The 20,591-nt window shown below is 71.5% G+C and carries 21 protein-coding genes; 8 read left to right on the top strand and 13 right to left on the bottom strand.

Going from position 1 to position 20,591, the window contains the following annotated elements:
• Positions 1-52: 52 nt before the first annotated feature.
• Positions 53-784 carry an NRDE family protein gene (locus AS850_RS11850; protein WP_164088444.1) on the top strand — a complete coding sequence of 244 codons (732 nt, stop codon included), beginning with the start codon at positions 53-55 and terminating at the stop codon, positions 782-784.
• An 82-nt stretch (positions 785-866) separates the two neighbouring features.
• On the top strand, positions 867-1,586 hold the full coding sequence (locus AS850_RS11845) for an alpha/beta hydrolase (protein WP_119869308.1): 720 nt from the start codon (positions 867-869) through the stop codon (positions 1,584-1,586).
• Positions 1,587-2,044: 458 nt separating this feature from the next.
• On the opposite strand, the gene AS850_RS11840 is transcribed toward AS850_RS11845, so the two are convergent.
• The 4 genes from AS850_RS11840 to AS850_RS11825 all read right to left on the bottom strand — a co-directional run bounded on the left by AS850_RS11840 (position 2,045) and on the right by AS850_RS11825 (position 5,358).
• Positions 2,045-2,617 (bottom strand): DUF6518 family protein, encoded by a 573-nt coding sequence (locus tag AS850_RS11840; protein WP_216819737.1) that lies wholly within the window; start codon positions 2,615-2,617, stop codon positions 2,045-2,047.
• Between the two features lie 89 nt (positions 2,618-2,706).
• The gene (locus tag AS850_RS11835) at positions 2,707-3,366 is read right to left on the bottom strand and encodes a methionine ABC transporter permease (RefSeq protein ID WP_119869307.1); all 660 of its coding nucleotides are present in this window, start codon (positions 3,364-3,366) and stop codon (positions 2,707-2,709) included.
• A gap of 1 nt (position 3,367) precedes the next feature.
• Positions 3,368-4,402 (bottom strand): methionine ABC transporter ATP-binding protein, encoded by a 1,035-nt coding sequence (locus AS850_RS11830; RefSeq protein ID WP_119869306.1) that lies wholly within the window; start codon positions 4,400-4,402, stop codon positions 3,368-3,370.
• Positions 4,402-5,358 (bottom strand): MetQ/NlpA family ABC transporter substrate-binding protein, encoded by a 957-nt coding sequence (locus AS850_RS11825; RefSeq protein ID WP_119869305.1) that lies wholly within the window; start codon positions 5,356-5,358, stop codon positions 4,402-4,404. The genes AS850_RS11830 and AS850_RS11825 overlap by 1 nt, the downstream gene beginning before the upstream one ends.
• 247 nt (positions 5,359-5,605) lie before the next feature.
• Here AS850_RS11825 and AS850_RS11820 point away from each other — a divergent pair, with 247 nt between their 5' ends.
• The 4 genes from AS850_RS11820 (at position 5,606) to AS850_RS11805 (ending at position 9,481) form a co-directional block, all read left to right on the top strand.
• Positions 5,606-6,451: an ABC transporter substrate-binding protein gene (locus AS850_RS11820; protein WP_335589173.1), complete on the top strand. Its 846-nt coding sequence runs from the start codon at positions 5,606-5,608 to the stop codon at positions 6,449-6,451.
• 13 nt (positions 6,452-6,464) lie between these two features.
• The gene (locus tag AS850_RS11815; protein WP_236940700.1) at positions 6,465-7,352 is read left to right on the top strand and encodes an amino acid ABC transporter permease; all 888 of its coding nucleotides are present in this window, start codon (positions 6,465-6,467) and stop codon (positions 7,350-7,352) included.
• Positions 7,353-7,453: 101 nt separating this feature from the next.
• Complete coding sequence (locus AS850_RS11810; protein WP_236940929.1) at positions 7,454-8,164, top strand: amino acid ABC transporter ATP-binding protein; 711 nt, start codon at positions 7,454-7,456, stop codon at positions 8,162-8,164.
• Between the two features lie 132 nt (positions 8,165-8,296).
• On the top strand, positions 8,297-9,481 hold the full coding sequence (locus tag AS850_RS11805) for a MalY/PatB family protein (RefSeq protein WP_119869302.1): 1,185 nt from the start codon (positions 8,297-8,299) through the stop codon (positions 9,479-9,481).
• A 117-nt stretch (positions 9,482-9,598) separates the two neighbouring features.
• Here the strand turns inward: AS850_RS11805 and AS850_RS11800 are convergent, their stop codons facing one another.
• The 4 genes from AS850_RS11800 to AS850_RS17065 all read right to left on the bottom strand — a co-directional run bounded on the left by AS850_RS11800 (position 9,599) and on the right by AS850_RS17065 (position 13,341).
• Complete coding sequence (locus tag AS850_RS11800; protein ID WP_119869301.1) at positions 9,599-10,990, bottom strand: MFS transporter; 1,392 nt, start codon at positions 10,988-10,990, stop codon at positions 9,599-9,601.
• Between the two features lie 398 nt (positions 10,991-11,388).
• Positions 11,389-12,102 carry a GAF and ANTAR domain-containing protein gene (locus tag AS850_RS11795; RefSeq protein WP_119869300.1) on the bottom strand — a complete coding sequence of 238 codons (714 nt, stop codon included), beginning with the start codon at positions 12,100-12,102 and terminating at the stop codon, positions 11,389-11,391.
• Positions 12,103-12,183: 81 nt separating this feature from the next.
• Entirely contained in the window at positions 12,184-12,891 is a 708-nt protein-coding gene (locus tag AS850_RS11790; protein ID WP_236940699.1) for a GAF and ANTAR domain-containing protein, read from the bottom strand.
• A gap of 42 nt (positions 12,892-12,933) precedes the next feature.
• Positions 12,934-13,341, bottom strand: coding sequence for an antibiotic biosynthesis monooxygenase family protein (locus tag AS850_RS17065; protein ID WP_119869299.1), 408 nt, complete (start codon positions 13,339-13,341; stop codon positions 12,934-12,936).
• Between the two features lie 292 nt (positions 13,342-13,633).
• On the opposite strand from AS850_RS17065, the gene AS850_RS11780 reads away from it, so the two are divergent.
• Positions 13,634-14,257 carry a superoxide dismutase gene (locus tag AS850_RS11780; RefSeq protein ID WP_119869298.1) on the top strand — a complete coding sequence of 208 codons (624 nt, stop codon included), beginning with the start codon at positions 13,634-13,636 and terminating at the stop codon, positions 14,255-14,257.
• 104 nt (positions 14,258-14,361) lie between these two features.
• On the opposite strand, the gene AS850_RS11775 is transcribed toward AS850_RS11780, so the two are convergent.
• Complete coding sequence (locus AS850_RS11775; RefSeq protein WP_119869297.1) at positions 14,362-15,237, bottom strand: SMP-30/gluconolactonase/LRE family protein; 876 nt, start codon at positions 15,235-15,237, stop codon at positions 14,362-14,364.
• 139 nt (positions 15,238-15,376) lie between these two features.
• Here AS850_RS11775 and AS850_RS11770 point away from each other — a divergent pair, with 139 nt between their 5' ends.
• The gene (locus tag AS850_RS11770; protein ID WP_119869296.1) at positions 15,377-16,510 is read left to right on the top strand and encodes a Gfo/Idh/MocA family protein; all 1,134 of its coding nucleotides are present in this window, start codon (positions 15,377-15,379) and stop codon (positions 16,508-16,510) included.
• Between the two features lie 31 nt (positions 16,511-16,541).
• Here the strand turns inward: AS850_RS11770 and AS850_RS11765 are convergent, their stop codons facing one another.
• The 4 genes from AS850_RS11765 to aroD all read right to left on the bottom strand — a co-directional run bounded on the left by AS850_RS11765 (position 16,542) and on the right by aroD (position 20,553).
• Positions 16,542-17,513: a glycyl-tRNA synthetase gene (locus tag AS850_RS11765; RefSeq protein ID WP_119869295.1), complete on the bottom strand. Its 972-nt coding sequence runs from the start codon at positions 17,511-17,513 to the stop codon at positions 16,542-16,544.
• An 891-nt stretch (positions 17,514-18,404) separates the two neighbouring features.
• Complete coding sequence (locus AS850_RS11760; RefSeq protein ID WP_119869294.1) at positions 18,405-19,313, bottom strand: cation diffusion facilitator family transporter; 909 nt, start codon at positions 19,311-19,313, stop codon at positions 18,405-18,407.
• Positions 19,313-19,669, bottom strand: a complete 357-nt coding sequence (locus AS850_RS11755; RefSeq protein WP_119869293.1) for an ArsR/SmtB family transcription factor — start codon at positions 19,667-19,669, stop codon at positions 19,313-19,315. The genes AS850_RS11760 and AS850_RS11755 overlap by 1 nt, the downstream gene beginning before the upstream one ends.
• A 77-nt stretch (positions 19,670-19,746) precedes the next feature.
• Complete coding sequence (gene aroD / locus AS850_RS11750; protein WP_119869292.1) at positions 19,747-20,553, bottom strand: type I 3-dehydroquinate dehydratase; 807 nt, start codon at positions 20,551-20,553, stop codon at positions 19,747-19,749.
• Between the last annotated feature and the right edge of the window lie 38 nt (positions 20,554-20,591).

Raw genomic sequence — 20,591 nt, 5'->3', positions numbered from 1 at the left:
ATGCCGTCCGTTCCTGCGAAGGGTTCGGCTCCGCCCCTCTATCCTGGCCTTCGTGTGCACCGTGATCGTCAGTTTCGACCCCAGCGCCCGCTGGCCCGTCGTCCTCCTGGGGCTCCGCGACGAGGCGGTCGACCGCCCGTGGGATCCCCCCGCCGCCTGGTGGCCCGACCGCGGCCCGGACGTCGTCGGCGTCCACGACCGCGAGGCCGGGGGAGCGTGGCTCGCGACGAACCTCCACCCGAGTCGCGCGTCGGTCGTGCTCAACCGGCACGAGGACGTCCCCGTGCCGTTCGGAGGCTACGTGTCGCGCGGGGTCCTGCCGCTCGACGCGGTGACCTCCGCGGGGCCTCTCCCCGAGCATCCTGCGACCCGGACCTTCAACCTGGTCGACGCCGACGTCGACGGGGTGCGCTTCACCACCTGGGACGGCACCGACCTCGTCACGACGGAGCTCCCGCCCGGCGTGCACGTGATCACGCACGAGGGGCCCGACGTGGCCTCGGTGCCCCGGGAGACGCGCTGGCGACCCGAGTTCCGCGAGGCGACCCGGCCCGCCGGGGGCATCGACTCGGGCACCTGGGACGGCTGGCTCGAGGTGCTCCGACGCTCGTCGGCCCTGTCGACGGACGACGACGAGGCGCTGTTCCGTAGCGACGTCATCGACGGGCACCACTACGCCTCGCTGTCGGTGACCGCCCTGGCGCTCTCGCCGGAGGGGGTCGCCCTCGACCTCGCGCGCCTCGACACCCCCGGGACGATGGGCGACTCGCTGCACTGGCAGTGACCCGGCGCGACACATTCCGACCCGCGGGGTCACGAAGCGTCACGACCTTTCCCGGCGGCCGTCGAGGTCGCAGGATCGGGGGGTGACCTTTCTCCGCACCGGCTCGCTGCCCGACCACGTCGGTCGACCGCGCGGGGAGGAGCGCGGCACCGTCGTCCTGCTCGCAGGATCGGGGGAGTCGGCCGCCGACTTCGGCCTCCTGATCGACCAGCTCACCCTCGCGGGGTTCCGCGTGGAGGCCTTCGACGACGTCTCGCTCGACCCGGAGTCCGCGCGGATCGGCGTGCTGCGGGCCGTGTCGAGCACCACGACGAGGCACCCCCACGTCCTCGTCGGATCGGACGTCGGAGCCACCCTCGCCGCACAGATCGCGGCGGCGCGACCGGTGGGACTCGTGGCGCTCGTGCTGGCCGGGCTCGTCACGTCGGCGTCGCGCGCCGCGGACGCGGCCGTCGTCGGCGGGCTGCGCGGTGGTGCGGTCGGAGGTGCTGGCGTTGGTGCCGGCGGTCGTGCCGGCGTGGGTGCCGGCGGGCGCCTGCCCGACGGGGTGGTCCTGCCCCAGCCGCGCACGATCCTCCTGCCCAGCCTCGTCTTCCACGGGAACACCGACGACGTCACCGACGTCGCGGACGCGGCGAGCTGGGCGACGCAGCTCCCCTTCGGCGCCGTGCGCGTGGTGCAGCGGGGCGACCACCGCGTGCTGAACGGCGACTCCCGCCGGACCGTGGCCGCGTCGATCGTGCTCTTCCTGGAGCGGCAGCGCGCGGGCGAGCCCGTGCTCTCCGACGGCTTCGCCTCCTGACGCGACCCCCCCGCCTCGCCCCGTCCCCGCCCCCGCCGTCCCCCTCCCCGAGTGGACGCTCGTCGACGTCTCCACGCCCCGGACCGTCGACACCTGTCCACTCGCGCCCTCGGCTCCGGCACCCCCACCGCGAGTGGACGTTCGTCGACGTTTCCGCGCCCGGGAGCGTCGACACCTGTCCACTCGCGCGGGGCGCAGGAGCCACGGCCACGGCCCGCGCGGCTCCGGCGCCCCACCCCCCACCCCCACCCCGAGTGGACGCTCAGCGACGTTTCTGCGCCGGGGAGCGTCGGCACCTGTCCACTCGCGCGGGGCGCAGGAGCCCCGGCCACGGCCCGCGCGGCTCCCGCGCCCCACCCCCCCACCCCGAGTGGACACTTGGTGACGTTTCTGCGCCCGGGAGCGTCGACACCTGTCCACTCGCGGGCGCGGGCGCGGGAGCGGGAGCGGGCTACGGGCTAGGGACGAGGGCGGAGGAGAGCCAGGGCGACGAAGGCGATCGCGGCGGCGAGCTCCAGGAGCCAGTAGACGGGGCTCGTCGTGTCGCGGACCACCGTCAGGCCGAAGGCCGCCTCGGCGACGAGCGCGAGGCTCAGCACCGCGACGCCCGCGACCCGCAGCCACCGATGGTCGGAGTGCCGGACGAACGCCGCCGCGAGACCGAACACCGGGCCGGCGACCAGCGCGATGGGCGTCCAGGAGGAGGAGAACGGCTCGGCGAAGAAGAAACCGCGCCAGAGGCTGACGACGCCGTAGGCCTCCACCATCAGCAGGAAGGAGACCGCCCCGAGGACGGCGCCCAGCAGCGGTCGGGCCCGCGACGCCCAGACGAGGAGGAACGCGAACATGCTCCACCCCCCGGCGGAGTTCGCGAGGGAGCGGACGGCCTCGGGCAGGTACTGCTGGGCCGGGCTGGTCAGCCCGCCGATCAGGGCGCTTCCGACGAGGACGACCACGATCGCCCGCAGGGCGCCCCGCGGAGTCTCCGAGTACCAGCGGGGCGTCGTCGTCTTCGTCGGGATCGCGGTCATGCCCTCACGGTACGGAGACGAAGGACGACCCGTCGCCCCTCCGGAGAGGGAGACGGGGTCGTCCCTGCGGCGGAGTTCGACCCCGCGACTCAGCGGCGCAGCGCCTTGCGCGCCAGGTAGTTGCCGAAGAACTGCCCGAGCTGCACCAGCACCACGATGACGGCGACCGTGATGTAGACCACCGTGTAGTTGTAGCGCTGCGAGCCGTACGCGATGGCGAAGTCGCCGAGGCCGCCGCCGCCGATGATGCCCGCCTGGGCGGACATGTCGACGATGCCGACGAAGATGAACGAGTAACCCAGGATCAGCGGCCCGAGTCCCTCGGGGATCAAGACCGTGAAGATGATCCGCACGGGGCTCGCCCCGACCGCGCGGGCCGCCTCGATGACCCCCGGGTCGACTCCCACGAGGCTCTGCTCCACGATGCGCGAGACGGCGAACGCGGCCGCCAGCGAGAGGGCGAACGCCGCGGCGCTCGGGCCGATGGTGGTGCCGATCACCGAGCTGGTGAGCGGCTGGATGGCCGCGAGGAAGATCACGAACGGGATCGGCCGGATGATGTTGACGACGACGTTGAGCGTCGTGAACAGCCCGCGGTTCGACAGGAGGTTGCCCGGCCGGGTGACGTAGAGCCCGATGCCCAGGGCGAGCCCGAGGATCCCGGCCGCGATCATCGAGACGAAGACCATGAAGAGCGTCTCGAAGATGGCCCGGACGAACACGTCGACGTTGCTCAGGAAGAAGTCCATCTCAGTGCTCCTCGGTCCAGGTGATCGATCGGGCGGTGAGGTCGGCGAGGGCGCTGTCGATGCGGTCGTCGGGCCCCGTGAGCTCGTAGGTCAGGGCGCCGATGGGCCGCTCCTGCAGCTCGCTGATGCCGCCGAAGACGAGCTCCGTCGTGACGCCGTGGCGGGTGAAGATCTCGGACAGGACCCCGATGAAGCCCTTGATCTCCGCGACCTGGATCGTGGCGATGCGGCCGTTGTGGGACCGGCGCAGGCGATCCACGGTGTCGCGGGAGGGCCGATCCTGCAGGACCGACCGCACGAACCGGCCCGCCGCCGCGGTCGACGGCTTCGAGAAGACGTCGTAGACGGGGCCGTGCTCGACGACGCGCCCCTCGTCCATGACGGCCACGCGGTCGGCGATGGCCCGGATCGCGTCCATCTCGTGCGTGATGACGACGACGGTCACACCGAGGTCGCGGTTGACGCGGCGGAGCAGGGCCAGCACGTCGCCGGTGGTCTCCGGGTCGAGGGCACTCGTGGCCTCGTCGGCCAGCAGGAGCCGCGGGCTGGTCGCGAGCGCCCGCGCGATCCCGACGCGCTGCTTCTGGCCCCCCGACAGCTGCTCCGGGTAGCTGTGCGCCCGGTCGAGCAGCCCGACGAAGTCGAGCAGCTCGGCCGTCCGCGCGTCCCGCTCGGCCTTCGGCACGCCGGCGACCCGCAGCGGGTAGGCGACGTTCCCGGCCACCGTCCGGGAGCGGAACAGGTTGAACTGCTGGAAGATCATGCCGATGCCCTGGCGCACCTCGCGGAGCTTCCGCTCCGGTAGCGCCGTCAGCTCGCTGTCGCCGACGAACACGCGCCCGGAGGTGGGGAGCTCCAGGGCGTTGATGAGCCGCACGAGGGTCGACTTCCCGGCGCCGGAGTAGCCGATGACACCGAGGATCTCGCCCTCCCGGACCTCCAGGGTCACGTCGTCGACGGCCACCCGGCGCCCGGCCGGGGTGTCGTACGCCTTGGTGACGCCGTCCAGACGGACGAGGGCGGGCTTCTCCGCCACTACTTCGCGGCCGCCTTGGCGTCCGCCTCGACGGTGGCGAGCTCCTTCTGGAGGTCGGCGGCCGAGGTGCTCCGGAAGACCGCGGTGCCGGCGTTGGCCTCCTGCACGCCCTTCTCGACGCTGGCGGTGTGGTAGAGGTCGGCGAGCTTCAGGTAGAGCTCGTTCGTGGCGTCCTTCTTCTGGGCCACGAAGACGTTGACGTAGGGGGCGGCGCTCGACGACGCGGGGTCGTCCTTGAAGATCGCGTCGGTCTTCGCGAGGCCCGCCTGGGTGGCGTAGTTCTGGTTGACGATCGCGGCGTCGACCGAGCCGGCCTGAAGGGCCCCGGCCGTCTGTGAGGCGTCGAGCGTCGTGACGGCGATCTTCTCGCTGACGATGTCGGTCACCGTCGAGAAGGCGGTGCCGCCGTCCTTCAGCTTCAGGAGACCGGCCGACTGGAGGACCAGGAGCCCGCGCGCCTCGTTGACGGCGTCGTTCGGAACGGCGACCTTGGCGCCCTCGGGGAGGGCCGACGCCTCCTTGTACTTCGTCGAGTAGAGGGGGAGCGGGTAGACGGCGGTGGCGCCGATCGGCTGCAGGTCGTCGCTCGAGGTGACGTTGTAGTTGGCCAGGTACTGGATGTGCTGGAACTCGTTGAGGTCGGTCTGGCCCTGGCTGAGCGCCGGGTTCGGCTGGCTGTAGTCGGAGAAGTTGACGAGCTTGACCGTCACGCCGAGCTTCTCCTTCGCGAGGGCCTGGTACGTCTTCCAGTAGGGCTCCGACGCGTCGGCGACGCCGATCGAGACGGTCTTGCCCGCGCCCTGGGCGGTGGAGGCGGAGCTGCGGTTGACGACGAGGAACACCGCGACGACGGCGATGATCACGACGGCGACGACGATCCCGATGACGAGGGGGCGACGGTTCGTCGCGCGGGGCGGGAGCTGGGGCGCGGTTCCGCCCGGGGTGGTGGTGGACATGGGTGTGTCCCTTTCGTCGGTGGCGGCCCGGTGGCCGCTCGGTGGCGGCCCGGTGGCTGCGGTTCTGTGGTGGCTGCGGATCCGCGGTGGCGGCGGATCGGCGATGGCTTCGGTTGCCTTCCAGCGTGCCGGGGCGAGGGCGGGGTCGCGAATCCCGCCGACTCGCGGCGTCACATTGCGGCCGGGTTCGCGACCGGTGCGCCGGTCTCCTAGGATCCAAGGGTCCACTCCCCTGGAAGGTGCTCCCGTGTCGCTGCCCCGCCCCCGCATCCTGCGCACCGCCGCTGCGCTCGCCGCCGCCGCGGCCCTGCTCGCGCTCAGCGCCTGCAGCTCCGCCGCGCCCGCCGCCTCGTCGTCGTCGGGCGGCCTCGACACCGTCACGCCGGGCAAGTTCACGGTGGCCACGGGCCAGCCCGCCTATTCGCCGTGGGTGATCGACGACAAGCCGCAGTCGGGCCAGGGCTTCGAAGCGGCCGTCGCGTACGCCGTCGCCGCGAAGCTGGGCTTCGCCAAGGAGGACGTCGTGTGGACGCGCACCACCTTCGACGCCGCCATCGCGCCCGGCCCGAAGGACTTCGACGTCAACCTCCAGCAGTTCAGCGTCACGACCGACCGCAAGAAGGCCGTCGACTTCTCGTCGCCGTACTACACGACCACGCAGGCGATCGTCACCGACGCGAAGTCGTCCGCCATCGGAGTCACCACGATCGCCGGGCTCAAGAAGCTCACCCTCGGGGTCGCCGCCGGAACCACGAGCCTCGACGTCGTCAAGAAAGACGTGGGGGTCACCCCCAAGATCTTCAACTCGAACGACGACGCCGTCCTGGCGCTCAAGAGCGGGCAGGTGGACGCGCTCGCCGTCGACCTCCCGACCGCGTTCTACCTCGCCGGCGCCGAGCTCGACGGCGGCAAGGTGATCGGCCAGTTCCCCGACACCGCGGGGGGCGACCAGTTCGCCTTCGTCCTGCCGAAGGGCTCCGCTCTGACGACGAAGGTCTCGGCGGCGGTCGACGCCGTCCGCGCCGACGGCGACCTCGAGGCGCTCACGAAGAAGTGGCTGTCGACCAGCGTCGACGTGCCCGTCCTGAAGTGACACAGCCCGAAGCGTGACCTCGATCCGGCCCACCCCCGCTCCTGCCCCCGCGGCCTCGTCGCTGAGCCCCAGCGCGATCGAACTCGAGCGCCGCGCGTACCGTCGCTCGCGCTCCCGGCGGTCGGCCCTCGTGAGCGTCGCCAGCACGCTCGTCGTCGCGGTCGTAGTGTGGCTGACGGTCGTCAACACGCCCGGCTGGGCGGCCGTGCAGCAGTCGTTCTTCGATCCGAAGACGGCCGTCACGGTGTTCCCCGACGTCCTCGTCGGGCTCTGGCTGAACGTCCGCGTGCTCTTCTTCGCGGGGATCGGCGTCGCCGTGTTCGCGACGCTCCTCGCCGTCGTGCGGACGCTCCGGGGCGCCGTCTTCGCGCCGCTCCGGCTCCTCGCGGCCGCCTACACCGATCTCTTCCGAGGTCTTCCGGTCATCATCGTGCTCTACCTCGTCGGCTTCGGCGTGCCGGGACTCGGCGTCTTCCCGCGCGTTCCCGCCGAGGTCTGGGGCACGCTCGCGCTGATCCTCACCTACTCGGCGTACGTGTCCGAGGTGCTGCGCGCCGGGATGGAGGCCGTGCACCCCTCGCAGCGGCTGGCCGCCCGCTCGCTCGGCCTCAGCCACGCGCAGACGCTGCGGCTGATCGTCCTGCCCCAGGGCGTGCGGAAGGTGACTCCGGCGCTCGTGAACGACTTCGTCTCGATGCAGAAGGACGTCGGGCTCATCTCGATCCTCGGAGCGGTCGACGCGGTCCGCAGCGCGCAGATCGACGTCGCGTCGTCGTACAACTTCACGCCCTACGTCGTCGCGGGTCTGCTCTTCGTCGTGATCAGCCTGCCGCTCATCCGCCTCACCGACTGGCTCGAGGCCCGAGCGCGGCTCCGCGAGCAGATCGGGGGCACGGTGTGAGCGGGTCCACTCCGACGGGCGGGTCGACTCCGACGGGCGGGTCCTCTGCGGCAGGCAGCGGAGCGCAGGAGCCCCGGCCCGCCGTCCTCCGCGTCGAGAACCTGGTCAAGTACTACGGCGACACCGTCGTGCTCGGCGGCATCGACCTGGAGATCCGCCGCCACGAGTGCGTCGTCGTGATCGGGGCGAGCGGCTCCGGCAAGTCGACGCTGCTGAAGTCGGTCAACCTCCTCGAGCAGATCGACGACGGCAGGATCCTGCTGCAGGGCGAGGACATCACCGATCCGCGCCTCCCGGTCGATGCGGTGCGGGCCCGGATCGGCGTCGTCTTCCAGCAGTTCAACCTGTTCCCGCACCTGTCGGTCCTCGACAACGTCACCCTCGCGGCGCGCAAGGTGCACCGCACGCCCCGCGCCGAGGCGGAGGCGACCGCCCGGCGGTGGCTCGAGCGGATCGGCCTGGGCGACAAGACAGCCGCGTTCCCCGACCGGCTCTCCGGCGGGCAGCAGCAGCGTGTCGCGATCGTCCGCGCCATCGCGAGCGACCCCGAGCTGCTGCTCCTCGACGAGATCACGAGCGCGCTCGACCCGCAGCTCGTCGGCGAGGTGCTCGATCTCGTCGCCGACCTCAAGGCGGCCGGATCCACGATCCTCATGACGACGCACGAGATGTCCTTCGCCCGCCGGGTCGCCGACCGCGTGATCTTCCTGCACGGCGGCGTGATCGCCGAGCAGGGGACGCCGGAGCAGGTGCTGGGCTCGCCCGTGCATCCTGCGACCCGGGAGTTCCTGGCGCGGGTGCACGCGGGCTGAGCCGTGGGAGGGCGTTGGGTCGGGCGGTGCCGCGTCACGCGGTGTCACACGGTGAGCGGCGTCGGTCGTCACGCGGTGTCACACCGCGGGCGGGGAGTGGCGCTCGGCGGAGAAAGGCGGCATCGTCGTCTCATGTCCGAGTTCACGAGCGACGAGGTCGAGAGCATCCGCGGGGAGCGCACCTCGATCAAATGGACGCGCTACGCCCCGGAGGTGCTGCCCCTCTTCGTCGCGGAGATGGACTACGGCATCGCCCAGCCGATCGCCGATGAGCTCGTCGCCCGGATCCGCAGCTCCGACCTCGGCTACCTCGACGGCCCGGGCCCCCTCGCCCCCGCCTTCGCGGAGTTCGCCTCGGCGCGCTGGGGCTGGCAGGTCGACCCCGCCCGCGTGCACATCGCCACGGACGTCAGCGTCGGCATCGTCGAGACACTCCGCCTCGCGCTGCCCGACGGCGGCCGCGTCGCGATCACCCCGCCCGTCTACCCGCCGTTCTTCGAACTGATCGAGGAGGCCCGCTCCGCTGTCGTCGAGGTGCCGCTCCGGGAGACCTGGGGCGTCTGGTCGCTCGAACTGGAGGGCCTCGAGCGTGCCTTCGCCGAGGGCGTCGGCGTGTTCCTCCTCTGCAACCCGCACAACCCGCTCGGACTGGTCCACGACCGCGACACCCTGCTGGCCCTCGCGGAGCTCGCGGCCCGCCACGACGTGCTCGTCATCAGCGACGAGATCCACGGACCGCTGACGCACCCCGGCGCCGTCTTCTCGCCCTTCGCGCCCATCGCCGAGGCGGCGGGAGCCCGATCGGTGGTCGTCACGTCCGCGAGCAAGGGCTGGAACCTCGCCGGCGTGAAGTGCTCCGTCGTCGTGGCCGGAGACGAGCGTACGGCGGCGCTCCTCGACCGCTTCAACGACGAGGTCGCCTGTCGCACGAGCATCCTCGGGCTCCACGCCAATCGAGCCGCGCTCTCCTGTACCGACTGGCTCGACGACGCCGTCGCCAAGATCGTCGCGAACGACCGACTGCTCGACCGGCTCCTGAAAGAGCACCTCCCCGGAGTCGTGTACCACCGTCCGCGCGCCGGCTACCTGGCCTGGCTCGACTTCCGCGGGATCGGCCTGGGCGACGACCCGGCCACCGCGCTCCGCGAGCACGCGTACGTCGCCCTCAACTCCGGGCTCGCCTTCGGCTCCCAGGGCCGGGGATTCGCCCGCCTGAACCTCGCCTGCGCCCCCGAGACGCTCCGGGAGGCCGTCGACCGCATCGCCTCCGCCTACCCGTCGAGCATGCAGGGGTCGCTCGACTGGCGCGCGGCCTGAGGGCGTGAGGCCGGGGTTCCTACCGGAGCCGTCGGGTTGTCCTCCCCGGGAGCCCGTCTGCCTGCCCGTGACCCCGTCTCGCGGCGGGTCGCGCGGCGGCGGCGCGGGTCGCTGTGGTCAGGCGCGCGCGGTCCCGCGCGGGACGGCCCGCCGGCTGACGACGAGAGCGACGAGTGCTGCTGCCGCCCCGACGGCGAAGCAGGCGACGAACGAGCCCGACGAGGCCGCCCCGCCGAGGACCCCGAGCGCGATGCCCGTCAGCGCGAGGACGACCGCGTTGCTGGCGGCCTCCGAGATCGTCAGCGCCGAGCTGTTGAAGCCCCGCTCGTCGTCGTCCGACCAGCGCAGCGTCAGGACGGAGAAGCGCGGGTACATGAAGCCCATTCCGAAGCCGGTGATCGTCCAGCCCACGATGATCACCGCAGGATGCAGGTGGAACAGCGCCGTCGCGACCGCCGCCAGCACTCCGACAAGCACCATGACGACGCCGGCCCGGATCCCGGCCAGTTGCGAGACGCGCCCGCCGAGGCGGCCCTGGATCCAGCTCGCCAGCGCCCAGCTGACCGCGCCGAGGGTCAGGGTCACGCCCGAGGCTGCGGGTGAGAAGCCGTACTGCGCCGTGAACAGGAAGGGGATGTAGACGTCGCCGGCCGTGAAGGCGCCGCTGACGAGACCGCGCAGGAGCACCAGCGTCGGCACCCCGCTCGCCGCCCGGAAGGTGCCGCGCGGCACCAGCGGTCGCAGGGCGAACGCGAGGAGCACGACGGCCGCGACGATCACGACCGCCGACACGCCCGGGGACAGCTCGGAGAGGAGGTTGAGCGCGACCACGGCCGCGGCAGCCCCCACCGACCAGGCGATGCGGCCGAGGTCCCACGGGACTCGGGGTGCGTCCTGGTCGACGGGGCCCGGTCGGAGCTTCGCCAGGCTCGGCGCGACCATGGCCAAGATGGGCACGCACGCGATCAGCGCTCCGAGGAAGACCCAGTGCCAGCCGACCGTCTCGGTCACCCGGCCGGCCACGACCGGCCCGACGAGCCCGGGGATGACCCACGCCGCCGCGAAACCGGCGAAGACCGAGGGGTGGAGCGCAGGCGGATAGACGCGCGACACCATGACGTAGAGGCCGACGATCACACCGCCCGACCCCAGCCCCTGCAGGAGCCGACCGAGCAGGAAGACCGTCATCGACGGCGCCGTCCCGACCACGAGGAGCCCCGCGCCGAAGAAGACCATCGTCACGACGACCACGATGCGGGGGCCGCTCCGATCGGCCCAGTTCCCGGCGATGACCATCCCCACGAGGCTGGAGGCGAGGGGGGCGGCGAACGCCAGCGAGTAGAGGGACCGGCCGTCGAGTTCGCGGGAGACGGTGGGCATCACGGTCGTGACGGCCAGCGATTCGAACGCGGCGATGGCGATCAGCGCGCACATGCCGATGGTCGTGAGGAGATAGCCGCGACCGAGGACCCCCGACCCCGCGCGGGTGTCGGCGGCAGCGGTGCTCATGGTTCCACCCTAGGGCCCTGCGGCGCCCGTCGGTCGGGGGTGCCGGGTCCGCCGGGGTGCGGGAGTGCCGGGTGGTGCGGGGACCGGGGGTGCCCTCGTCAGTCGAGGTAGTCGTCGCCGTCGAGGCTCGGCATCGGCTCGACGGGCTCGATCGACGTGAGGTCGGGAGGGTCGGTGGGGACGATCATGGATTCCTCCGTCGGGCCGTCGGGGCGCTGTCGTCGCGCGCTGACCGCGGGGAAACGGATCGGTCGAGCGGGGGCGCCGGGGGCAGGGGAGCCGTCTCAACGGTACGGCGAGACGCGGTGGTGTGCAACGGGGCGAGGTGCGACGGCGTGGCGTGCGGGCCGGGTGCTGCGGGGCGGTCGAGTGCTGCCGTGCGGTCGCCGTGCGCCCGGTCAGAGGGTGAGCTGCCTCGCCACGATCTCCTGCGCGACGATCACCAGGCGCGTCCGCGAGGCCCGAGCGTGCTCGCGGATCCGGCGGAAGGCCTCGTCCATGTCGATCCCATGCTGCTGCGAGATGACGCCCTTGGCCTGTTCGATCACCACGCGGCTGTCGAGGGCGCGCTGCAGCTGCGCGCGGGCGACATCGGTCTCGCGGAGCGTGCGCTCCTGCAGGAGGCTGATGGTCGCGACGTCCGCGAGAGCCTGCGCGGCCGCGGCGTCGGACTCGTTGAGCACGCCCTCGGTCTCGCGGAAGAGGTTGAGCGATCCGAGCGACGTGGTGCGGAGCCGGAGCGGGATGGCGTGGACCGAGCGGTAGCCGGACTCCTGCGCGGCGTCGGCGAAGACCGACCACCTCGACGTCATCTGGTCGACGGACGTCGCCGACACGACCCTGCCCGTCTGGAACGCCTCCAGGCACGGACCGGCGCCCGACCCGAGCTGCAGCAGGCCGATCAGGCGGCTGCGTTCGCTGGTGGAGGCGATGACCTCGAGCTCGCCGCGCGTGTTGGCGAGGATGATGCCCGCGTCGGCCGCGTCGAACAGCTTCGTCGTCTTCTCCACCAGCGTCTGGAGGAGATCGAGGATGTCGAAGCCGACCACGAGAGAGTCCGCCATCGTGACGAACGTCTCGAGCAGCTCGGTTTCTCGCGTCGTGTCCGTCATGCGCCCATCCTAAGAGGCTGGTCGCGGCGGTGGCGGGGCGGGTTCTCGCCGTTGTCGTCGCACGGTCGGTCTCGCCGCGCCTCAGTCGCCGAGGTCGAGCCGCCGCGCCACGACGTCGGCCGCGACCTCGCGGAGGGTGGCCGAGGTGGCGTAGGCGTGTCCGCGCAGGACGAGCAGGGCATCCTGCACCGAGATGTCGAGCTGGGCCGAGACCATGCCGGTCGCCTGGTGGATCTCCCGTCGGGCGAATCCGTCGACGGCGTCCTCGCCCTCCGCTCCCGCCTCCTGGCCGACCGTGTCGAGCCGCTGCAGCGCCCGCTGGAGGACCTGGCGGGCCGCGACCCCGGCGAGGGTGGCCGCGTCGGCCACGTCGTCGTCGCTCAGCGGCACCGGATCGTCGGAGTAGAGGTCGACCGCACCGAGGCCGAGCCGCCCGTACCGGAGCGGGAACGCGAAGACCGCCTCGAGTCCCGTCTCGCGGAGGGCCGGGGACGCGAAGGTCCAGCGGTCGTCGGCGGACGTCTGGATGTCCGACAGCAGGATGGGGGAGTCCGTCGCCAGGGCGTCCCAGCACGGTCCTTCCCCGAGGTCGAGCTGGATCTCGTCCAGCTCGGCCGCCCGAGGGTCGGAGGAGCACACCGTGGCGCTGCCCAGGGGATCGCCGAGTGTGGACAGTGCGGCGCCTCGGATGGGCAACGCCAGGAGGAACGGACCGCACAGGTCGTCGGACGGCCCCGAGGCCGATGCGAGAGCCGTCAGGGCGGTCAGAAACGGCTGACGAGCGCTCACGCCTGATGGTAGCGCGCGAGGGCTCGAAGCCGCTTCGGTCGGCTAGAGCTCGACGACCTCGAATTCGAGGAGGTCGGCGCCCGTCGCGACGGGCTTGGGGCCCTGCGGGGAGCCGGTCGCACCGTGCTGTGCGTCGGAGCCGTGCCCCGTCGCGCCGCTGGCGGTCTCGGAACCGGCGTGGGCGGGCGCGCCGTGGCCCGTCGGTGCGGCACCCTCCGGTGCCGCGTGCGCCGCTTTCGCACCGTTCGCCGCCCACTCGGCGAAGCTCTCCTCGGAGTCCCACGTCGTCACGACGAAGTACCGGTCGTCGCCCTTGACAGGTCGCAGGAGCTGGAACCCCTCGAAGCCCTTCGAGCCGTCGACCGAGTGCTTTCGCGCGGCGAATCGCTTCTCGAGCTCGGGCCCCCGGCCCTCGGGGACATGGATGGCATTGATCTTGACGACGGACATGGTGTCTTTCCTTCGTGTTCGGAGATGCTCGCGTATTCGGACATGCTCGCGTGTTCGGAGATGCTCGGTCGCCCCAGGGGAGCCCCACCAGCACGCTAGCGCCGCCGGCTGTCAGGACCCCTGTCGGCGACGGTGACCGCCTCCGTGCACCATCAGGCGGCGACGGAGGGTATGACGGAGGAGTGCCTCGGACGTCGGCGGTCGCTCCGCGATCGCTTCCTGTGCGAAACCTCGATCTCCCGTGCACGGGGGCTCCTAGGCTGAGAGAAACAACAAGAGAAAGTGGCAAAAAGTGGCTGAATACACCCTTCCCGACCTCGCGTACGACTACTCGGCTCTGGCGCCGAGCATCTCGGGCACGATCATGGAGCTGCACCACTCCAAGCACCACCAGACATACGTCACGGGTGCGAACACGGCCGTGGCGCAGCTCGCGGAGGCCCGCGAGAGCGGGAACCTCGCGAACGTGAACAAGCTGGAGAAGGACCTCGCGTTCAACCTCGGCGGTCACGTGAACCACTCGATCTTCTGGACGAACATGTCGCCCGACGGTGGCGACAAGCCCACCGGCGACCTCGCCCAGGTCATCGACGACCAGTTCGGGTCGTTCGATCAGTTCACGTCGCACTTCACCGCGACCGCGCTCGGCGTGCAGGGATCGGGGTGGAGCGTCCTCGGGTACGACACCATCGGGAAGAAGCTGCTGGTGTTCCAGCTGTTCGACCAGCAGGGCAACGTGCCGCTGGGCATCGTGCCGCTGCTGATGCTCGACGTGTGGGAGCACGCCTACTACCTCGACTACCGCAACGTGCGCGCCGACTACGTGAAGGCGTTCTGGAACGTCGTCTCGTGGGAGAACGTCCAGGCCCGCTACACCACCGCCACCACCAAGACCGACGGACTCCTCGTCTTCTGACACCTGTGAGTCGACGCGTCGTCTTCGGACGGCCGTTCCGCGCCCGCTGCCTCTTCGCAGCGGGCGCGCCGTCGTCTCAGGCCCGACTCCGGCCGAGCCGGAGATCACCGCGCGAGGTGGGCGTCTCTCGTGAGGGTCTCGATCCGGTACAGGCCGGTGGTCGCCGTCAGGAACAGGGTGCGCCCCTCGGGGCCGCCCCAGCAGAGGTTCGCCGTCCGCTCGGGCACGTCGATCGCGCCGAGCCTTTCGCCGCGATCGGAGTAGACGATCACGCCGGCGTCGCTCGACGTCCAGACGTTCGAGTGCTTGTCGACCCGGATGCCGTCGGGGACACCCGGTTCCGGCTTCACGAAGACCCGGAAGTTCTTGCAGCGGTGACCCCGGGTCACGTCGTAGGCGCGGATGACGGCATTCTCCGAGGAGTCGGCCACGTAGAGGACGTCGCCTCCGGGCGAGAACGCCAGCCCGTTGGGCTGCCCCGCATCGAGGACGACCGGTCGCAGATCTCCCGACGCCGGATCGAACCGGAAGACGTAGTGGTCGTCGTACTCCAGGTCGCCGGGGTGCCCCTCGCCCGGCTGCGTCAGTCCGTAGTCGGGATCAGTGAACCAGATCGCGCCGTCCGGCCCGACCACCAGGTCGTTCGGCGAATTGAACCGGACGCCGTTCCAGGTGTCCACGACCGAGGACACCGCTCCATCGCGCTCCCGCTCCACGCGTCGAAGGCCGTGCGAACACTGCAGCACGCTGCCGTCCCGGTCGAGGATCCGGCCGTTGGTGAACTCGACGTCGGACCGGTGAACGGTCGTCTCGCCGGAGTCCCATGACCACTCCAGGATCCGATTGCCGATGATGTCGCTCCAGCGCACCGCTCGCCGATCGGGAAGCCACACGGGGCCCTCGGCCCAGGTGGAGATGTCGGAGAGCCGCTCCAGCACCGCGGTTCCCTGGACAAGCCCGTCGAGACCCGTGATCGACATGTCGCACTCCTTCGTCCGCTTCGTTCGTGGCCGACACTAGCCGGATCACTTCTGGCGTGGCGCGGGGTACTTTTGATTGACAGTCGTCAGAAGTCTGGTTAGATCGGGAAGAGCAGTGTCGCCGGCCCGAAGGATTGTCATGACCCACCACGAACCCCGCGTTGCGATCATCGGCACGGGGATGATCGGAGCGGTCCATCGCCGCGCTGCGCGCGACGCCGGGGCTCAGGTCGTGGGAGTTCTGGGCTCGTCGGCCGCGAAGTCTCAGGCCGTCGCCGATGCGTGGGGTGTCGAGCATGCGTACGGATCCTTCGACGAGCTCGTCGCCGACGCACCGGACGTCGTGCAGATCTGCACCCCCAACGAGACGCATCACCGCTTCGCTCTCGCCGCCGTGGAGGCCGGCCTGAACGTGGTCTGCGAGAAGCCGCTGGCCGTCTCCGCCGCTGAAGCGCGGGAGCTCGTCGACGCCGCCGATCGAGCCGGGGTAGTCGCCACCGTCCCGTTCGTGTACCGGTATCACCCGCTGGTACGAGAGCTGCGCGCCCGACGCCTGGCCGGGGAATTCGGCGACGTGGTGCTCGTGCACGGCTCTTACCTCCAGGACTGGCTGCTGGACCCCTTCTCCTCGAGCTGGCGAGTCGACGCGGCGGCCGGCGGCCCGTCGCGGGCGTTCGCGGACATCGGATCGCACTGGTGCGATCTCGCCGAGTTCGTGTCGGGCGAGCGTTTCGAGTCGGTCTCGGCGACCACGTCGATCGTCTATCCGACGCGCCCGGCCCCCTCCGGCACCTCTTTCGGTGCCTCGGGCGCCGACAGCGACACCCCGACGATCTCGGTCTCGACCGAGGACACCGCCGTGGCCACCTTCCGGACCGCCTCCGGCGTGACGGCCAACACCGTCATCTCGCAGGTGTCGGCAGGCCGCAAGAACCGCCTGTGGCTCGAGATCGACGGCTCCCGCGGCTCGGCCGTCTTCGATCAGGAGAACCCCGAGACCGTCTGGCTCGGCCGCGAGGACTCCGCCACGATCCTGTCGCGCGGGGCGGGCGACGTCTCCGCGGATCAGGCGCGACTGAATATCGTGCCCTCGGGTCATCCCCAGGGGTACCCCGACGCTTTCGCCGCCTTCCTCGCGGACACCTACCGCGCGGTGGCGGGAGAGACGCCCGACGGGCTCCCGACCTTCGCCGACGGTCTTCGCGCGGCCAACATCATCGATGCCGTTCTGGAGAGCTCCGCGGCCGCTGCGTGGACTCCCATCTCGCGCTGATTCCGAGTCGTCTCCGCGACGCCCGCGGTCGTCACACCGCACGGGTGATCCCACTGACACGACGGCGTTCTGACGTTCTCGGGCGCGTCCGCGACGTCCGATCCCGGCACACCCACAGCCGAGCGGAGCGGCTCGTCGTCACGGGACGCGGAACGCCGCTTGGCACGGGTCTGTCCCGGGCTCGTCGCACGCGCCCGACGTGAAGACCGAGCGCCGTCTGCAAGGCCGTGACCACGCGGCGCCAGTGCCGCCTCACCATGTCGTACGACACCCGGAAGACCCATCGACGATCGATCGCGATGGTCAGGTCCTTCTGCCGATCGCTCTCGAACGACTCCCCGTGGAACGCGCGCCCGTCCAGCTCCAGGGCCACACGCCCGTCGATCACCAGGTCGATCGACTGATTCTGCCCCACGGGCTCCTGACTCGTGACCTCGTGGCCCAGCTGCAGGAGCCGGACTCGCGCGATGCTCTCCAGGATGCTCTGCGACCTCTCGTCGGCCCAGGTGACGATGCCCCGGGCATCCTGCGGGAGCATCTCGTAGACCTCGGCGAGCTCGACCGCGCGGAACGCCCCACCTGTCAGCGCCCAGTCCCACAGGGCGACCGCCTCCTCGAAGGGTGACTCGAGGACGGCCCTGAGCAGGGCGTCGCGGGGATCGACCATCGCGAGCGAACCGCGGTTCGACACCTCGTCGCGGTCGAAGACGACGGTCGCACCCGGCCGCCGCCGCAGCCGCGAGGCATTCCCCGGAACCGACACGCGAATGGACGTGGGCGCCGACCAGATCCAGCCGCCGAGGACGGCGAGCGCCGAGTGCCCCGTCAGGCGGCCGCCGACCGCGATCGCCACGAATCGTGGATCGCGCGGGTCGAACGTGGCGTACCACCCCCGCCTGGGTCGTTGCACCTCGCGCTCGCGAACCGCCCGTGTGAGGTCGCGGTCGCGCGCTCCGAGCGCCACGAGGTCTCGCTTGTGCAGGACACCGCCCGCCTCTGTCACCCATTGCCCGATAGTCGCCATGCATCGAGCCTGGTCGATGGCGACCGCCCCGGGAGGGTCGTGTGGCGATCTGTGGACGAATCGCGCCGGTGGGTTGCCTGTGGGGGAGTCGTGGTGCGTCGCATCGGTGTCTCCCCGGCCTCGGGCCGGTGCCGCGCAGGCCGGAGGCCCTGCGAGCCCGGCTGCTGCGACTCCGATGCTCACGCGGCCTGCGCCGCCCTGTGCCGCCTCGCGACGCCCTGCACCGCCTCGCGACGCCCTGCACCGCCTCGCGACGCGCTGGGCCGCGGCATCGCCCTGCACCGCGGCGCCGCCCGGCGACACCACCGCCCCACCTCGGCAACTCAGGACATCTGCTGCCCGCCGAGCCCGTCGCGTCTGCGGGGGTGCCTTGATCGTCGCAGAACGCCTGAGAAGCCAGCGGGGGCGCGGCAGAAAACAATTCCATCAGCCAAAACCGTTCCCCTCGGGGGGAGCCGTCCACTGTTCATCGCGGGCGAGGTCTTCGTTCGGAGCCCAGTGGCGTGTGCGGCTCTGTCCCGCGGGCAACTCAGGCGTTCTGCGTCGCACGCAGCGCGCCGTCGGGGCGGCGCGGCTGTGGTGCTGCCGATGTCCTGAATTGCCGAGGGGAGACGGGGTGGCAGGAGCGGGAGCGGGAGCAGGTGCAGGAGCGGGAGCAGGAGCAGGAGGGGAGGCGGGGTGGCAGGAGCGGGAGCGGGAGCAGGAGCGGGAGGGGGCGGGGTGCCAGGAGCGGGAAGGGGTGCGGGAGCGGGAGCCGGAGCAGGGAGGGCACGCCCGCGCGCCCCGCTGCGCCCGCCCCGCTGCGCGCGCCAAGCGCCCCGCTGCGCGCGCCCCGCTGCGCGCGCCCCGCAGCGCGCGCCAAGCGCCCCGCTACACGTGCCCCGCGTGCTCGTGCGCGGCGTGCGTCTCCGGCTCCAGCTGGAACGTCGAGTGCTCGAGCGCCACCGAGAAGTGTGACGCGACGCACGCCTGGAGGTCGTCCAGGATCCGCGGCGCGTGCCCGTCCTCGAAGCACCCCTGCGTGACGACGACGTGCGCCGAGATGATGGGCAGGCCGGTCGCGATCTGCGACGCGTGGAGGTCGTGCACGCCGCGCACGTGCGGGAGTTCCAGCAGGTGCACGCGCACGCTGTCGAGGTCGAGGCCCTTCGGCGTGGACTCGAGGAGGACGCTGGTCGTCTCCCGGAGGAGCGCGACGGTCCGCGGCACGATCAGGACGGCGATGAGCATGCCGACGACGGCGTCCGCCTGCAGCCACCCTGTGAGGGCGATGACCACGGCGGCGACGATCACGGCGACCGATCCGAGCGCGTCGTTGACGACCTCGAGGAACGCCGCCCGCATGTTCAGGTTCGCCGACCGGTGGGTGGTCAGGACCGCGATCGACGCGATGTTCCCCACGAGGCCGATGATGCCGAAGACGAGCAGCGAGCCGGAGGCCACGGCCGGGGGTTCGAAGAGCCGCTGGACACCTTCGACGAACGCGTAGATCCCGACGGCGAGGAGCACGGTCGCCTGTCCGAGCGCGGCCAGCACCTCGGCTCGGCGGTAGCCCCAGGTGCGGGAGGCGGTGGCGGGTCGGGTCATCAGGGAGGCCGCCACGAGCGCCGCGGTGAGCCCGCCGGCGTCGGTCAGCATGTGGCCGGCGTCGACGAGGAGGGCGAGGCTGTCGGTGACGACGGCTCCGATCACCTCGGCGATCAGGATGAGCGACGTGATCCCCAGAGCGATGGCCAGCCGCGTGCGCGAGCCGCCCTCGGGCGCGTGGTCGTGGGCCATCAGGACTCCTCGTGGTGGTGCCGGATCGCGCCGCCGACGCTGTGCTCGGCCTGGTGGATCGCATCCTGCACGAGTTTCGACGCGTGGTCGTTGACGAGCCGGTAGAAGACGCGGTTGCCGTGCTGCCGGGTCGACACCATGCGCGCCATGCGGAGCTTGGCGAGGTGCTGCGAGACGGCCGTGGGCGACTTGGCGACGCGGAGCGCGAGGTCGTTCACCGACGACTCCCCGTCGCCCAGAGCCATGACGAGGCGCACGCGCGTCGCGTCGGCGAGCATCGAGAAGACCTCGACGGCCAGCTCGACGGACATCTCGTCGGTGTCGTCGAGATCGAGCGTCTTCGTATCTTCGCGCATGCGTAGATACTTGCACGAACGCCGCGGCACAGCAAGGCCGACGACCGCAAAGCCGCAGCGACGAAGACCCCGCGCCATCAGCCCGTCTGCGCCGCGTGGATCAGGTCGAGCACGATCCGCAGCTCGCCCACCTCGACCTGCCCGGGTGCGCTGGCGGCTCCGGACGATCCGAAGGTCAGGCAGGATCCGAACGTCTCCCCGGTCAGCCGGCTCGTCACGCCCAGCGCGCCCATCGCCATCGTCACGGCGGGCCGGGCGCCTGGGACGCGCGCGTACTCCTCGGTGGCGGCCAGCAGCGTCAGCACGTCGGCGGCGCTCCGGGGCATGACGGCGATCTTGACGACGTCGGCCCCGAGATCCTGCTGGAGTCGAAGCCGCGCCACGATCTGCTCGCGGGTGGGGGTCCGCTCGAAGTCGTGCGACGACATCACCACGGCGACGCCCTGCGAGTGCGCGGAGTTGACGATCCGTTCGAGCTGCGCCAGCTCGGTGAACATCTCGATGTCGACCGCGTCGATCCGCCCGGAGGCGCAGGCGGAGGCCAGCAGGAGCTCGTAGTCGCCCGCCTCGATGTCGCGCTGCCCGCCCTCGGGTGCCGAGCGGAACGTGAACAGGAGCGGCACACCCTCGTCGAGCGTGGACCGGACGGTCTCCACGGCCCGGAGGACGGCCTCTAGAACCTCGTCGTCGACTCCCCGGTCGTCGGTGAAGCAGTCGAGGTGGTCGGCCCGCAGTTCGACGAGGTCGACGTCGCCCGTCGGCAGGGCGGCCACGGCGTCGCGCAGCGCGTCGGGCGTCGAGGCCACGAGAGGCACGCAGATCCGGGGGCGACCGGGGCCGAGCTCGGTGCCGCGGAGGCGCACGGACGCGAGCGGGGAAGTCACGGAACCGACCTTAGCCGAGGGCCGCGGGCAGGATGCCC

Origin of the sequence: Frondihabitans sp. 762G35, from assembly GCF_002074055.1 — a bacterium.
Lineage (GTDB): Bacteria > Actinomycetota > Actinomycetes > Actinomycetales > Microbacteriaceae > Frondihabitans.
Note: the sequence above shows the minus strand (reverse complement) of the source record. Positions and strands in the feature narration are given on the sequence as shown.

Excerpts from the sequence above, each read along its gene's own strand:
- AS850_RS11805 (WP_119869302.1), top strand. The coding sequence starts at position 8,297 with ATGTCCGAGTTCACGAGCGACGAGGTCGAGAGCATCCGCGGGGAGCGC.
- AS850_RS11755 (WP_119869293.1), bottom strand. The coding sequence starts at position 19,669 with ATGCGCGAAGATACGAAGACGCTCGATCTCGACGACACCGACGAGATG.
- AS850_RS11775 (WP_119869297.1), bottom strand. The coding sequence starts at position 15,237 with ATGTCGATCACGGGTCTCGACGGGCTTGTCCAGGGAACCGCGGTGCTG.
- AS850_RS17065 (WP_119869299.1), bottom strand. The coding sequence starts at position 13,341 with ATGTCCGTCGTCAAGATCAATGCCATCCATGTCCCCGAGGGCCGGGGG.
- AS850_RS11760 (WP_119869294.1), bottom strand. The coding sequence starts at position 19,313 with ATGGCCCACGACCACGCGCCCGAGGGCGGCTCGCGCACGCGGCTGGCC.
- AS850_RS11795 (WP_119869300.1), bottom strand. The coding sequence starts at position 12,102 with ATGACGGACACGACGCGAGAAACCGAGCTGCTCGAGACGTTCGTCACG.
- AS850_RS11840 (WP_216819737.1), bottom strand. The coding sequence starts at position 2,617 with ATGACCGCGATCCCGACGAAGACGACGACGCCCCGCTGGTACTCGGAG.
- AS850_RS11800 (WP_119869301.1), bottom strand. The coding sequence starts at position 10,990 with ATGAGCACCGCTGCCGCCGACACCCGCGCGGGGTCGGGGGTCCTCGGT.
- AS850_RS11835 (WP_119869307.1), bottom strand. The coding sequence starts at position 3,366 with ATGGACTTCTTCCTGAGCAACGTCGACGTGTTCGTCCGGGCCATCTTC.
- AS850_RS11770 (WP_119869296.1), top strand. The coding sequence starts at position 15,377 with ATGACCCACCACGAACCCCGCGTTGCGATCATCGGCACGGGGATGATC.
- AS850_RS11825 (WP_119869305.1), bottom strand. The coding sequence starts at position 5,358 with ATGTCCACCACCACCCCGGGCGGAACCGCGCCCCAGCTCCCGCCCCGC.